This window comes from Acinetobacter pittii ATCC 19004 = CIP 70.29 (assembly GCF_000369045.1).
Classification (GTDB): domain Bacteria; phylum Pseudomonadota; class Gammaproteobacteria; order Pseudomonadales; family Moraxellaceae; genus Acinetobacter; species Acinetobacter pittii.
In genome coordinates this window covers 544,675-557,783 of the sequence record NZ_KB849797.1, presented here as the reverse complement: position 1 = coordinate 557,783, position 13,109 = coordinate 544,675, and the positions used below count along the sequence as shown (strand labels likewise).

11 protein-coding genes are annotated in these 13,109 nt (G+C 41.3%); 6 read left to right on the top strand and 5 right to left on the bottom strand.

Annotated features, from left to right (window positions below; genetic code table 11):
* Positions 1-75: 75 nt before the first annotated feature.
* From F928_RS21270 to shiA, 5 genes are all read left to right on the top strand, one after another.
* Entirely contained in the window at positions 76-1,725 is a 1,650-nt protein-coding gene (locus tag F928_RS21270; protein ID WP_002118052.1) for an AMP-binding protein, read from the top strand.
* A gap of 11 nt (positions 1,726-1,736) precedes the next feature.
* On the top strand, positions 1,737-2,864 hold the full coding sequence (locus F928_RS21265; protein ID WP_002118030.1) for an acyl-CoA dehydrogenase family protein: 1,128 nt from the start codon (positions 1,737-1,739) through the stop codon (positions 2,862-2,864).
* 21 nt (positions 2,865-2,885) lie between these two features.
* The gene (locus F928_RS21260) at positions 2,886-3,659 is read left to right on the top strand and encodes an enoyl-CoA hydratase (RefSeq protein ID WP_002118081.1); all 774 of its coding nucleotides are present in this window, start codon (positions 2,886-2,888) and stop codon (positions 3,657-3,659) included.
* 12 nt (positions 3,660-3,671) lie between these two features.
* A complete protein-coding gene (gene hibcH, locus F928_RS21255; RefSeq protein WP_002118072.1) occupies positions 3,672-4,697 on the top strand; it encodes an enoyl-CoA hydratase/isomerase family protein in 1,026 nt (341 codons plus the stop codon).
* 120 nt (positions 4,698-4,817) lie between these two features.
* On the top strand, positions 4,818-6,179 hold the full coding sequence (gene shiA, locus F928_RS21250; RefSeq protein WP_002118019.1) for an MFS transporter: 1,362 nt from the start codon (positions 4,818-4,820) through the stop codon (positions 6,177-6,179).
* Between the two features lie 123 nt (positions 6,180-6,302).
* Here the strand turns inward: shiA and F928_RS21245 are convergent, their stop codons facing one another.
* The 4 genes from F928_RS21245 to F928_RS21230 all read right to left on the bottom strand — a co-directional run bounded on the left by F928_RS21245 (position 6,303) and on the right by F928_RS21230 (position 10,605).
* A complete protein-coding gene (locus F928_RS21245; RefSeq protein WP_005071928.1) occupies positions 6,303-7,199 on the bottom strand; it encodes an EamA family transporter in 897 nt (298 codons plus the stop codon).
* A 64-nt stretch (positions 7,200-7,263) separates the two neighbouring features.
* Positions 7,264-8,703, bottom strand: coding sequence for an amino acid permease (locus F928_RS21240; RefSeq protein ID WP_005071933.1), 1,440 nt, complete (start codon positions 8,701-8,703; stop codon positions 7,264-7,266).
* A gap of 58 nt (positions 8,704-8,761) precedes the next feature.
* Positions 8,762-10,198 carry an NAD(P)/FAD-dependent oxidoreductase gene (locus F928_RS21235; RefSeq protein WP_002118046.1) on the bottom strand — a complete coding sequence of 479 codons (1,437 nt, stop codon included), beginning with the start codon at positions 10,196-10,198 and terminating at the stop codon, positions 8,762-8,764.
* 11 nt (positions 10,199-10,209) lie between these two features.
* Positions 10,210-10,605 (bottom strand): nuclear transport factor 2 family protein, encoded by a 396-nt coding sequence (locus F928_RS21230; protein WP_002118089.1) that lies wholly within the window; start codon positions 10,603-10,605, stop codon positions 10,210-10,212.
* A gap of 272 nt (positions 10,606-10,877) precedes the next feature.
* Here F928_RS21230 and F928_RS21225 point away from each other — a divergent pair, with 272 nt between their 5' ends.
* Positions 10,878-12,389 (top strand): MocR-like pyridoxine biosynthesis transcription factor PdxR, encoded by a 1,512-nt coding sequence (locus F928_RS21225; RefSeq protein WP_002118034.1) that lies wholly within the window; start codon positions 10,878-10,880, stop codon positions 12,387-12,389.
* Between the two features lie 126 nt (positions 12,390-12,515).
* On the opposite strand, the gene abaI is transcribed toward F928_RS21225, so the two are convergent.
* Positions 12,516-13,082: an acyl-homoserine-lactone synthase AbaI gene (gene abaI, locus F928_RS21220; protein WP_080631243.1), complete on the bottom strand. Its 567-nt coding sequence runs from the start codon at positions 13,080-13,082 to the stop codon at positions 12,516-12,518.
* Between the last annotated feature and the right edge of the window lie 27 nt (positions 13,083-13,109).

Genomic DNA, 13,109 nt, shown 5'->3' with positions numbered 1-13,109 from the left:
GTAAAGCCAAAGGATGGCTTTAAACACATTAAACCCTGTCGTGAATAACAACAAATCCAGACTGAGGGAAAAGATATGATGGATTATCAAAATGCTGCACAGACTTTCGATTTGGAAAGTACTGCAAAACTGATGTTATCAGGTTCACTTGATGCCTTAAATGCTTGTTATGAATGCTGTGATCGACATGCCGATGGCGACAAAATTGCTCTGTATTGGCAAGGAAAAGACGGACGAAAAGAGCAATATACCTTCCGTGAATTAAAAGAGTGGTCAAGTCAGTTTGCCAACTTTCTAAAATCACAAGGTGTAAAAGCAGGCGACCGTATTTCAGGTCTATTACCAAGAACACCCGAATTGATCGTGACTATTTTTGCAGCTTGGCGAATTGGTGCTGTCTATCAACCACTATTTACTGCATTTGGCCCAAAAGCGATTGAGCACCGTATTCAGCTTGCACAAAGTAAGCTGGTGGTGACCGATACGGGCAACCGTAGCAAGCTTGATGAAATTGAAAATTGCCCTGCAATTGTGACGGTGGCCGATGCACAAGGTACTCCGCTTAAAGCAGGTGATTTTAACTTTTGGAATGAAGTAAAACAGCAGTCCGATCAATGTGATCTGGTTATGCGTAGTATCCAAGATCCTTTCTTGCTCATGTTTACTTCAGGCACTACAGGTCCTGCTAAACCATTGGAAGTGCCATTAAAAGCACTAATTGCCTTTGGTCGATATATGCAAGATGCTATTGGTTTAACCGAAGAAGATTCATTCTGGAATATTGCCGATCCGGGTTGGGCGTATGGTCTGTACTATGCGATTACTGGGCCGTTATTCTTGGGTCACGCTACTTTGTTCTATGAAGGTGGTTTCAGCACAGATAGCCTATGCCAAATTGTGAAAGATTATAAAGTTAACAACTTGGCAGGTGCACCAACGGCTTATCGTATGATGATGGCGGCTGATCCAGCACAAATGACGCCGTTAAAAGGGCAGTTCCGTGTAGTGAGCAGTGCAGGCGAGCCACTGAATCCAGAAGTAATACGTTGGTTTAAACAAGTGCTTGATGCTCCGATTTATGACCATTACGGACAAACTGAAGTGGGCATGGTGGTGTGTAATCATCATGGTTTAAAACATGAAATTCATGCTGGTTCAGCAGGTTTCCCAAGTCCGGGCTATCGCGTTGCTATTGTCAATGAACAAGGTGAAGAACTGCCGCCAGATACACCGGGAATTTTAGCAGTCGACATTAGCCAGTCTCCAATGATGTGGTTCGGCGGCTATAAAGAAAGTCGTAAATCGCCCTTCATTGGTCACTACTATTTAACTGGCGACACTGCCGAGTTACATGCCGATGGCAGCATGAGCTTTGTAGGGCGCAGTGATGATGTAATCACTACATCGGGTTATCGTATTGGACCTTTCGATGTAGAAAGTGCTTTGCTTGAACACGACGCTGTAATTGAAGCAGCAGTGATTGGTGTACCTGATCCGGACCGTACCGAAGTGGTTAAGGCCTTCGTAATTTTAGCTGCGGATGCTCAACCTTCCGATACACTTGCTGAACAACTCAGTCAATTTGTAAAAAAACGGCTTTCTGCACATGCTTACCCACGTTTAGTTGAATTTGTGAGTGAATTACCTAAAACTCCAAGTGGTAAAATTCAGCGCTTTTTATTGCGTAATCAAGAAATTGCTAAACAACAAGCTAAAGCAGGGTAAAGGAAATAATAATGCAATTTACCGAAGAACAATTACTCATTCGTGATATGGCGAAAAGTTTCGCCCAAGAACAAATTAAGCCTAATGCCAGCGATTGGGACCGAGATGGAACTTTCCCAAAAGAAACCTTGGCTCAAATGGGGCAACTCGGTTTTATGGGTATGCTTGTTTCAGAGCAATGGGGCGGTTCAGACACGGGTAACTTGGCATATGTACTGGCGCTTGAAGAAGTTGCGGCAGCAGATGGCGCAACCTCAACCATCATGAGTGTACATAACTCGGTTGGCTGTGTGCCTATTTTAAAGTTTGGTACTGACGAGCAAAAAGAGCGCTTTTTAAAACCTTTAGCACAAGGTGAAATGATTGGTGCTTTTGCCTTAACTGAACCACATACTGGCTCAGATGCGGGAGCCATTAAAACCCGAGCGGTGAAAGATGGCGATGATTACATTTTAAATGGTGCCAAGCAGTTTATTACCTCTGGTAATAATGCTGGTGTCATTATTGTGTTTGCCGTGACCGACCCGAGCGCAGGTAAAAAGGGCATTAGTGCCTTTTTAGTTCCACGCGAAACTCCAGGTTATGAAGTGATTCGTGTTGAAGAAAAACTAGGTCTGCATGCTTCAGATACGTGTCAGATTGCTCTGACCGATGTGCGCATCCATAAAAGCTTAATGCTGGGGAAAGAAGGCGAAGGTCTGAAAATTGCTCTCGCCAATTTAGAAGGTGGACGTATTGGTATTGCTGCACAAGCAGTCGGTCTAGCACGTGCGGCACTCGAAGAAGCAACTCGCTATGCCAAAGAGCGTATTACTTTTGGAAAACCAATTTTTGAGCATCAAACCATCGCGTTTCGCCTTGCTAGCATGGCAACTGAAATTGAAGCAGCGAGACAACTGGTTCACTACGCTGCGCGTTTAAAAGAAGCAGGTCAACCGTGTCTCAACGAAGCTTCAATGGCCAAGTTATTCGCTTCAGAAATGACTGAACGCGTGTGTTCGAGCGCACTACAAGTGTTTGGTGGCTATGGCTACCTGAGAGACTTTCCAATTGAACGTATCTATCGTGATGCCCGTATTTGCCAAATTTACGAAGGTACGAGTGATATCCAGCGTTTAGTGATTGCACGTAGTCTATAAAATCAGAACAAGGAATAAGTAATGCAGTGGCAAAGTATTTTATTAGAAAAGCGTAATGGGGTTGGACTGATTACATTAAATCGCCCTCAAGCGCTCAATGCCTTAAACAGTGAATTAATTAGTGAAATTAATCAGGCATTAGATCAGCTCGAAAAAGATCGTGAAATTGGCTGCATCGTATTGGCAGGCTCAGAAAAAGCTTTTGCCGCAGGAGCTGACATTAAAGAAATGGCTGATTTGGCATTTCCTGATATTTATTTAGATGACTTTTTTCATCTTGCAGACCGTATTGCACAGCGCCGTAAACCTCTAATTGCAGCGGTGAGTGGCTATGCATTGGGTGGTGGCTGTGAGTTGGCGCTGATGTGTGATTTTATTTATTGTGCTGATAACGCCAAGTTTGGTTTACCCGAAATCACTTTAGGGGTGATTCCGGGTATTGGTGGCACACAACGCTTAACCCATGCGATTGGTAAAGCCAAAGCAATGGAAATGTGCCTTACCGCTCGTCAAATGGGTGCTGTAGAAGCAGAGCAAAGTGGTTTAGTTGCACGTGTGTTTACTAAAGAAGAATTACTTGAACAAACCTTGCAAGCCGCTGAAAAAATCGCAGCACGCTCTTTAACTGCAAACATGATGCTTAAAGAAACTATTAACCGCGCTTTTGAGGTGAACCTCACTGAAGGCTTACGTTTTGAAAGACGTATGTTCCATTCAATATTTGCAACATTTGACCAAAAAGAAGGAATGCAGGCATTCGTTGAAAAACGAAAGGCAAATTTTAAAAATCAATAAGAGATCAATAAAATGAATACAGAAAATCACTTAATGATTGAGCAACAAGGTAAGTTGGGCATGATTACCTTAGACCGTGTGACTCATCTCAACGCATTGTCGCTAGATATGATTAAAAGTATTGGCACCCAATTGGAACTGTGGCGAAATGATGCTGCTGTTCAGGCAGTGTTAATTAAGTCAAATAGCCCAAAAGCCTTCTGTGCAGGTGGAGATATCCGCTATCTCTATGACAGTTATAAAAATGGCACGGCCGATTACAAAGGCTACTTTAGTGCCGAATATAAAATGCTAAATATACTACGTGAATATGAAAAGCCAATCATTGTTGTGCTTGATGGCTATGTATTAGGTGGTGGTTTTGGCTTGGCTCAGGCTTGCCACATTGTGGTGAGCAGTGAAAAATCCAGATTTGCCATGCCTGAAACAGCGATTGGCTTTTTCCCAGATGTTGGTGCAACTCATTTCCTGTCTCGCCTTGATGATATTGGTGTTTATATGGCCATTACGGGTGAGCAGATCAGCAGTAGTGATGCGCTTTACCTCGATTTAATTGACTACCATGTGCCAAGCGAGCAGTTACAAGCTTTGCAAGATGCTCTCGTTGACGCGCCAAGTTTAAGCAAAGAGGGAATTGAACGCATCATTACCCGATTTATTACTCGTCCTGCTGAAAGTGAACTCAAACAATTGGCGGAAGGTATCCGTAAACACTTCGGATATCAGCATTTAGATGAAATCGAGCAAAGTCTTGAAAATGAAAAAGATGAAAGCTTAAAGACTTGGGCAAGCAAGATGCTCAGCATTTTGCAGCAGCGCTCATTTATTGCCAAACAAACCAGTTTAAAACTGCAACATTTAGGTCGAGGTCTCTCTTTACCTCAGTGCATGCAGCTTGAACGTGATTTACAGGATATCTGGTTTGAGCATGGTGACTTTATTGAAGGTGTCCGCGCTCTCATTGTTGATAAAGACAAACAACCACAGTGGCAAGAACGTAATTCGAAATTTGAGCCAATTTTAGAAAAATTGAGTTAAACCGTATTAGAAAAACATAAAAAGCTTAAGGAGATAAAGCGAGACCTGAAAATGCTTATGGTCAGGGCTGGTCATAAGCATAAAAAAGATAAAACAAGAAAATCTAAAAAGGATATTACGATGCAATCAATACATGGAAACGGTTCAAATACTAAAAAGTCGTCACATCGATTAGCAGGTATCTCTAGCATGGTCGGCACCACCATTGAGTGGTATGACTTTTTTATTTACGGTGCGGCGGCGGCGCTCATTTTTAATAAGCTATTTTTCCCAAATCTGGATGCACTTACCGGCGTGCTTGCTGCATTTGCCACCTATGCCGTTGGATTTATTGGAAGACCATTAGGCGGCTTAGTCTTTGGTCATTTTGGTGACAAGATTGGCCGTAAATCGATGTTGCTACTGACCTTGATGCTCATGGGGATCCCAACCGTACTGATTGGCTTATTACCGACTTATGAATCAATTGGATATTGGGCTGCGATTGGTTTGGTTGTCTTACGATTTATTCAAGGGATGGCAATGGGCGGCGAATGGGGCGGTGCTGTACTGATGGCCGTTGAACATGCTCCCGAAGGTGGTAAAGGGTTTTGGGGAAGCTTGCCTCAAGCTAGTACAGGTGGTGGCTTAATGCTAGCCTCAATCGCGTTGGGTCTGGTGTCGTTATTACCTGAAGAAGCACTGTTTAGCTGGGGTTGGCGTTTACCATTTCTTGCCAGTATTATTTTACTGGCAGTGGGTTGGTATATTCGTGTAAAAGTGCCAGAGTCACCAGATTTCGAAAAAGTAAAACAACAGTCTGAAGAAGTCAAAGTTCCTGCTTTACAGGTTTTTAAAAACCATCCAAAGCAACTCATCACTATTATTTTGGCTCGCGCTGCCGAGAATGCATGGTTCTATATTGCCTCAACATTTACATTGGCTTATACCACTGCACAACTTGGAATTCCACGCCAAGACATTTTATTTGCCACCATTTGCGGCGCAGCCGTGATTTTATTTATGACGCCGTTATGTGGACATTTGTCAGATAAAGTCGGCCAACGCAATATGTTTATGTTTGGCCTATGCATACTGGCGCTTTACTGCTATCCATTTTTTACCATGCTCAATACAAAAGATCCGGTATTAGTGTGGACAGCAATTGTTTTAGCAATTGGCGTTGTGTTCCCAATTATGTACGCACCACAAGCTCAGCTTTTTGCCCGTCAATTTCCGGCAGAAATTCGATATAGCGGAATCTCGATTTCGGTACAGTTGGCTGGTGTATTAGGTGGTGGTTTGGCACCGATGATTGCTACTAAATTGTTGAGTGTCGGGCAGGGTAATCCATATCTAATTATGCTTTATATTGGAAGTATGGCTGTAGTCGCAATTATATCGACGTCATTTATGCCTTGTGATAAAAGCTTTGTAGTAGATACGCATCATACAAACCCTAAAAATTTAAATCTTAATACGAATGCTTCAGATCATTCTTGAGCTATTTGGAGAATAAAGGCCTAAGTTTTTCTTAGGCCTTTATTGAGGTAAGCTTAAAATTAAGATAATGACGATATATAGCTGTTGTAGAGATGAGATTGGTTTTTGTACGAATATATTGTATCAGGGGTGAAGTGGCTTTTTTCCAATCAAATGCGTTTTGATTTTTTGTCCAAGTAGATGAACCATTAAACCTAGCATCACAACAACAGAACCAAGCCATTGCCAGTTATTTAAATGTTCATCTAAAAAAATATTGGCAAAAATCATACTAATGACAGGAACCCATAACGAAAGTGGGCTAATCTTGGCTGCTGGATAACGTGTCAGCAAATAAATCCATAAACCATATCCAATAATAGTTGCGAAATAAGCTAAGAAAGCAGCAGCTCCCAAACCACGCCATGTTAAGGCGTGCCAGTCTACAACGACACCTTGCCAACCTGTATCTTGGATAGCGAATAATAAAAACCAAAGAGGAGTAAGAATATTTCCCCAAACGACTAACCCGATTGGATTAATGGACCCCATTCGTTTTATAACAATATTTCCACATGCCCAAGAGAATGCTGAACATAAAACGAGTATCAAGCCTAATAAAGGGATATGACTATGCTGTTGACCTAATGCAATCAGTAATAGTCCTAATGATGCGATAACGATTGCTAGCCATTGATTCCAAGATGCTTGCTCCTTAAGAAGAAATACAGCAATCATCACTGTAAAAAAGGCTTGTGATTGAACAACTAAAGCAACTAGCCCAGTAGGCATACCTGTGGCAATAGCACTAAACATAAAGGCAAATTGAGAAAAGTTGCTAATAAACCCATATGCCAAGAGCCATTTCCATCCGACTTGTGGAATACGAATAAAAAGTAGAGCGGGGATTAGAACTAAAATATAGCGTAAACATCCCAACATCATGGGGCTAATTTCACTCACACCAACTTTCATAAAATAAAAGTTAATACCCCAGATGAACACCACTGCAAAAGCAGCGAGTTTATCTTTCAACAACATGTGCTTATTCCTGAAAAGAGATTTACGACCTATCTAAAAGACAGGTCGTGTAAACGAGAGGAGGTTAGATTTTGTTATGCTTCGCAGGAACGAGAGTATCTAACTTGGGATGTTGATTACGTAATTTAAGTAGTTCCACATAGTCACGAATCATAAAAATGCAGAATAAAATCGCAGCACTAGCAATACCGAACCAGAACGCTTTTTGTAAACTTGGAATGAGGGACATTGCGGCAAAGATACAAACCATACCAATAATGGCAACATAACTGAGGTATGGGAAACACCACATACGAACTTTAATTCGTTCAGGGGCAACACGTTCTAGGTGACGACGTAAACGGATTTGAGAAAGGGCAATGATGATATAAACAAATAAAGCTACCGTACCATAGGACTCGACCAAGAAAGGAAAGATACCCTCAGGTGAAAAATACGAAGCTAAAATGGAAATATAACCAAATAGTGTGCTGAATAAGATGGCACGAACAGGGACTCCATTTTTAGACAATTTAGTTAAGGCACGAGGGGCATCACCATTTTTGGTTAAAGCAAACAACATACGGCTTGCAGCATAAACTCCTGAATTTAGACAACTCAGAACCGCAACTAAAATGACAGCATTCATAATATCTGCAACAAAAGGGATATTGAGTACTTTAAGTGCACTTACATAAGGTGTTGCGATATCGGGGCTGCTCCACGGCACAAGGCATACGACTAAAAAGATTGAGCAAACATAAAAGAGCAATACACGAGTGATGACAGATTGAGTTGCCTTAGCAACAGATTGCTCTGGATTTTTTGTTTCTGCTGCAGCAATTGTGACGATTTCAGCACCAAAATAAAAACCAGTAGCCGCAACTGCACCTGATAACACAGGAACCCAACCATTTGGCATAAAGCCACCATGGTTTAATAATTCACCTAGTCCTGAAGCTTGATGGTTTGGCCAGAAACCAAATAAATATAATGAACAAAGGAAAATAAATACCCCAATTGCTGCAACCTTGATAGATGAAAACCAAAATTCAAATTCACCAAAAGATTTGACAGAGAACAAATTGGTTGCGGTTAATAGAACGAGCAGAACCAGACTCACGATCCATTGGGGAATATCAGGTAACCAGTAAGCGAGAAGTTTAGCCCCAACAATTGCCTCAAGGGCAATCACGATCACCCAAAAATACCAATACATCCAGCCTGTCATAAATCCAGCGAGGCGAGATAAAAATGGTGAATCTTGAAAAGCGTAGCGAGCATAAGCATAAAAGGAACCTGTTACCGGTGAAGCAGTGGCTAACTCCCCCAGCATACGCATCACTAAAATGATTAAGGTACCTGTGATGAGAAATGAAAGAATGGCTGCAGGGCCGGCAGATTGAATCACTACTGAGCTACCGACAAATAGCCCCATACCAATGACACCACCAAGTGCCATCATCTGGACATGGCGTGGCTTCAAGCTACTTTTTAAATCTTGGTTTGAATCTGAATCATACATGGCTAACTCCCCTCATAATTTTTATAACCGTATCGTTAGGCTGATCGTTGAATAACACTTAAAGCATTTCGTCTTTTAAGTAATACCAGCGGTACAACAAGGCTTGCCCCAACCGTCTAAAAGGTCGAAATAAATGTGAAGGTAATGGTGACTGATAAATAGGTAGATCAAATTGTGGGCGTTGAATGCCCATTACTCGTTCTGCAAGACGACGTCCTGCCATTGCTGAAAAAGATACACCATTGCCGCCATAGCCAATTGCATAATAGATAGTTTCATCAGGATTAGGCTGTACAATTCGTGGCATCATGTCATGACTGACATCGACCCAACCCCACCATGAATATGCAATTGGTATACCACGCAAGCTTGGGAATTTGCGATAGAGTCCTTCTTTTAAACGCTCTAGATGTACAGGGTTATTTGCATCGGCTCCTGTTAAAGCACTTCTGCTGCCACACTGTACTGAACCATCAGGCAATAAGCGGTAATAATGGCGTAAAGTGCGAGTATCTGTAATGAACGTTGTACTATGTAGGCCTGCTTCTTTAAGCTCAGCAGCTGTTAACGGACGGGTGACAATAGAATTAGATAAAATTGGCATGATTTTGCCAGACAAGCTTGGATGCAAACCATTAGGTGTATAACCACCTGTTGCTACAGCGACTCGTTTAGCTTTGACCGTGCCATGGGGGGTACGTAGATAGTGAATACCATTACGTGTTTCCCAATCTAATACAGGACTTGAGGTATGTACTTTCGCGCCGGCAGCACGCGCTCTTTTTAAATATCCAAAAGCCAATTTTAAAGGATGTACACCAATACCATCAGGTTCGAGTAACGCACCGGCAGCTTCTTGGTCTCCAACAAATTCTTCGTGAAGTTGTTCGCGGCTTAGCATACGAGTGTTATAACCAAACACATCTTTCATGACTTTGCCTTCGTTTTCTAAAAACGCCAGTTTTTTTGCACGATGAGCAATATATAAATGCCCACCATCTTGTGCATCACATTCAATACCAGTTACCAGATGTTTAAAATAATCAAAACCTTCGCGGATTTCTGCATCTAAACGTTTGGCTATATCTAGTCCCCATTTTTCGATCCACTGTGAACGATATAACCGACCAGAAGCATTTTGACCTTGTCCACCATTTCGGCTTGTACAACCCCATGCACTACGATTTGCTTCAAGAACTAATGGCGCAGTGCCAAATTGTTCTGTAAGAGTTAACGCAGTTGAAAGACCAGTAAAACCGCCACCAATAATGACAATGTCGGCCTCTGTATCACCTGGTAATGGGCCATCATCATCGGGAGGTGTTCCAGCCGTTGCAACCCAGTAGGTTGGTGCGTATTGTTCGTTGCCAGTTACGATCTTATCTGTCAACGGATCAAATTTAGCGTTGTAGGTTTTAAAGCCACGATGAATAGGTTCAGATATTGGATCAACTATTTTGTCTAAAGAAGTTAATTGTTGTACTGATTGATTCATGGGCAGGCTCCTTAAGCGGCTGCTTGCACGGGGCGATTTTTACGGAATGCATTTTTGACTAAAATTTTTCCATCTTTAAAGGTGAAAACATCAACCATGTTGGCTTCAATCTTTCCACCTTCAGGGGTTGATGCTGTAAATGTTGTTTCAGAAACTCCGTATAGCGCATCTTCGCTCAACCAGTGTTTACCATTAAGCCACTGTGCATCAGGAAAACTTTTAAAAGTATTTTCAAATGCTTGACGAACAGCTTCATGCCCTTGAATACGTGTACCGTATACCTCATCACCTGCAACTGTTTCAAAACAACAATCAGGATGCATACAGTCCATGAGTTGCTCTACATCGTGTTTATTCCATGCTGTAGAAAAGTCAGTGATTAGTTGCAAAAGTTGAGCTTGGTTCATCTTTTTAACTCCAAATACATACGAATCTTTTTTGATGATTAAACTGTACGGAAATAGAGCAATTAGCCGTAGTACCAGATTTAATGTTTTGATGGAGCCAGATTTAAATTAATTTAAATATTTAAAATTTATTAATTTTTTATGTTTTTCATATATTGGAATGGGTCTTGCATTTGTATTTGTGATGCCAGATTTCGGTAAATCATAGGTCTTCAGAAGCAAAATGCACCATGTTAAGCATTTGGGCTTCAAAATAGGTCGAGAAATGCACTATGGAAAGAGATCAGTTTGTAACAAGTCCAGTAGTACCAGGTATATGGAACGTATTATTTGCAGAGACTGAGCAAAGTGGACTCAATTTGCAGGGACGAATTTGCCGTATGATGTTTACTGCATTAGTACAAGGTTATCTCAAGCCAGATATGGCTGTTCCATCAAGTCGTTATTTGGCAGATCAACTTGGAGTTGGTCGTAATACTGTGACTATTGCATATCAACAACTCGTAGCTGAACGTATTTTAGAGTCTAGGCAACGTAGTGGACACTTTGTGCATCCCAGCTTCCAAATTGATAGTAGTGAAAGCAAAACGATAAAAACGACATCAAAATCTACAGAATGGGTTTCACGCTTTCGTCTTTGCCCATCAGCACAAAGGCATATTAATAAACCTGCGGATTGGATGAGTTACCCATACCCGTTTATATATGGTCAGCCTGACTTTGAAAGCTTCCCGGCTTCATCTTGGCGTGAGTGTGCTGTTAAAGCTTTATCAGCTAAAGATGCATCGATATGGGCAAGGGATATTACACAACAAGGTGATGATACTTTTCTTATAAATGCAATACGGCAACATATTTTACCGACCCGTGGAATTATGGCCAAAGAAAATGAAATATTACTTACGGTAGGAAGCCAGCATGCATTGTATATGTTGGCAGCACTACTACTTAAAGAACAACAAAGTGTTGGTGTAGAAGACCCTGGCTATCCTGATGCACGAAATATTTTTATGTTGCATACACCAAATATTGTACCATTAGCGGTCGATCATGAAGGCGTTACTCTAACAAATGCTGTGGGCTGTGATTATTTTTATGTGACGCCAGGGCGACAATGCCCAACAGGCATCACCATGTCTCCTTCACGCCGTAAAAAGCTTTTAGAACTGGCGGAGCAGCAAGATAGTATCATTATAGAAGATGAATACGATGCACAGGTTTTGGTTCAAAATACTACGATCCCTGCATTAAAAAGTTTAGATCGGCATGGGAGAGTGGTTTATATCGGGAGCTTATCTAAGCCTCTAGCACCAGGTTTACGCTTAGGATACATCGTAGCAGCCCCAGAACTCATTAATGAGTTGCGTCATTTGCGTCGTCTAATGCTTCGGCACCCCAATGTTTTTAATCAAAGAGTATTTGCCTTTTTTATTGATCAAGGTTATTACCATGGCATGTTACGTCGTCAGTTTCAGCTCCATAAATATCGTGGTGAGCAGTTAATATCAGCATTACACCATCACTTTCCTACATGGAACGTTTACGCATTAAATGGTGGCTCGGCATGTTGGATTGATACCCAAAGTGATATCAATTGTACTCTTTTAGCCCAATACGCAGCTAATGTAGGAGTTTTTATAGAGGCCGGTCAGCCATTTTTTCTAAGTACAGATCACCATCAACATTTTTTAAGGTTAGGCATTGGATCTATTACTGCCGATAAAATTGATGAGGGAATTCAGGCTTTAGATCAGGCAGTTAATGATTATAAGAAATACAATTAAAAAAATTTTTATGAGTCAAACTAATTTTTCGGGTAGTACTTTTAGTACATTTGAAGCGAAAAAAGAGGTGCAAGTGCTACTTTTTTCTCGCTCCAGCTGTTCAATGTGTACCTAATTGATTATGAACTACACATCAATCAAGCATGCAAACATCGTATAGCCATCAATAACCATGGGTGGGCCTGCACGATGAGCACGAAAACCCGCAGCACGTAATAACCGCTCTACCCCCAGAGGAGAGGTGGTAATGAGTTGTTTTGCGCCTTGTTCCCTTGCAAAGTTGATAGATTCTTGCAGAATTGCAATAGAGACGGGCGATGACACAGCTTGACTAGCTGAAGATGGCGGATTTGAGAAATCTACTGCTGAGAATCTTGATAACTCCCAAATTTCTGGTGAGCAAGGAATAGGCATTCCATTAAGTAATTGAGGAAATATCTCACCAAGTAAATAAGGTTGAGTAGTTGGTAGTAATCTGGCACAACCAATAATATTAGATTCTCTATCTTGAGCGACGACATAGGCGGTATCGACTTTGTCAAACTGATCTAGTTCTTCATTATTAGGACAGTTCAACTCCCAACCTAAATATTCAACAAATACCCTATAGCGGTAATTTTTAAATTTAGTATATAGGCCTTCTGAAAAATTATTTTGAAATCCAGCAATAACATTCATTACAAGTGCTTCCACTTATTTTTCAAGTGACTTTACTTAACA

Bases quoted from the DNA above. Each gene is read 5' to 3' on its own strand.
- F928_RS21260 (WP_002118081.1), top strand. From the start codon at position 2,886: ATGCAGTGGCAAAGTATTTTATTAGAAAAGCGTAATGGGGTTGGACTG.
- F928_RS21245 (WP_005071928.1), bottom strand. From the start codon at position 7,199: ATGTTGTTGAAAGATAAACTCGCTGCTTTTGCAGTGGTGTTCATCTGG.
- F928_RS21270 (WP_002118052.1), top strand. From the start codon at position 76: ATGATGGATTATCAAAATGCTGCACAGACTTTCGATTTGGAAAGTACT.
- F928_RS21230 (WP_002118089.1), bottom strand. From the start codon at position 10,605: ATGAACCAAGCTCAACTTTTGCAACTAATCACTGACTTTTCTACAGCA.
- F928_RS21240 (WP_005071933.1), bottom strand. From the start codon at position 8,703: ATGTATGATTCAGATTCAAACCAAGATTTAAAAAGTAGCTTGAAGCCA.
- hibcH (WP_002118072.1), top strand. From the start codon at position 3,672: ATGAATACAGAAAATCACTTAATGATTGAGCAACAAGGTAAGTTGGGC.
- F928_RS21225 (WP_002118034.1), top strand. From the start codon at position 10,878: ATGGAAAGAGATCAGTTTGTAACAAGTCCAGTAGTACCAGGTATATGG.
- shiA (WP_002118019.1), top strand. From the start codon at position 4,818: ATGCAATCAATACATGGAAACGGTTCAAATACTAAAAAGTCGTCACAT.
- F928_RS21265 (WP_002118030.1), top strand. From the start codon at position 1,737: ATGCAATTTACCGAAGAACAATTACTCATTCGTGATATGGCGAAAAGT.
- F928_RS21235 (WP_002118046.1), bottom strand. From the start codon at position 10,198: ATGAATCAATCAGTACAACAATTAACTTCTTTAGACAAAATAGTTGAT.